The sequence below is a fragment of the Moorena sp. SIO4A1 genome (assembly GCF_010672065.1).
Taxonomy (GTDB): Bacteria; Cyanobacteriota; Cyanobacteriia; order Cyanobacteriales; family Coleofasciculaceae; genus Moorena.
Genome location: NZ_JAAHHX010000943.1, coordinates 1 through 1,151, shown reverse-complemented (window position 1 = coordinate 1,151; position 1,151 = coordinate 1). Strand labels below are relative to the sequence as shown.

Sequence of the window (1,151 nt, the reverse complement as noted above, 5' to 3'; positions counted from 1 at the left end):
CCTACCAAAGCTGGCTCCAGCAATGGTCAGAAGCGGATGAGAAAGCAGTGGAACAGGCACTCACCATTACGGATATGACAGATTTGGGGGATCGCCCCCTGGATAATCTATCTGGCGGTCAGCGTCAACGCGCCTGGATTGCCATGACTTTAGCTCAAGACACTGATATCTTATTACTGGATGAACCGACAACATTTCTAGATCTAGCTCATCAAATTGAAGTACTGGACTTACTTTACAACCTCAACCAGCGCGAGAACCGCACGATTGTGATGGTGCTACACGAACTCAACCAGGCTTGTCGCTACGGAGATCACCTGATCGTCATGAAAGCGGGACAGGTTTATGCTCAAGGCAAACCCCACCAGGTAATGACCGAAACCCTTGTGCAAGATGTGTTTAGCCTAGACTGTCGCATTATTAATGATCCGGTAGCTGGAACACCACTGTGTATTCCCATTGGGTGCAAGAGATCTGTAGAGTAGGCGACGGTAAACCATGTTTTCTTGGCGCTCTTCTGACAACGACGATAGAAACTAGAGATAGAATTCCAAGCCCTCTCTGCTGATGCCTGATTCGCCATGGAGTTTAACTTTCTCACCCAACGATAATCTGTATGATGTGCGAGTTCTTTGCATATCAGATATAGACGAGCCTTATTCACATCTGGCTCATCCCGCCATAATTTAACTGCCTTGTTTCTGAGAAGCTGACGGCTTAATGCTTACAAACCTGTAGAGAATTAATCAGCTACTACTCATTAGTCAATTACCAAAAAACAAGATTATAAACCAAGGAAGCAAGAGGACTGACTATAATCCTTTTTGAAATAATCCGGACAGAGGGGACTTTGATTGGTAAGTACTATAAAAGTGAGATGCTCTAGATGTTACTAGTCATCAGTGATTATTAGTCATCAGTGATTAGGTGACCACGGTTTTCTATACCGTAGGCTATACCATACATTAGTGACCACAAGAGACTTTATTTGTGGTTACTAATGACTAGTGACTATTGACGAGATAATTTTTTATGAAAAGTCCCAATCATGCGTTTAGTATGTAGGCGAAAACAGTGGGGTTTAACGGTTCAAGGATGGTTTGTTAATACTTTTATAATTATTACGTGTAGTCTCTTTATGTTAACTCATA

General features: G+C 42.6%; 1 protein-coding gene. It reads left to right on the top strand.

The genetic code is table 11. From position 1 onward, the window contains the following. On the top strand, positions 1-485 hold a 485-nt coding region (locus F6K53_RS44315; RefSeq protein ID WP_293087271.1), incomplete at its 5' end, for an ABC transporter ATP-binding protein. Positions 486-1,151: the final 666 nt, after the last annotated feature.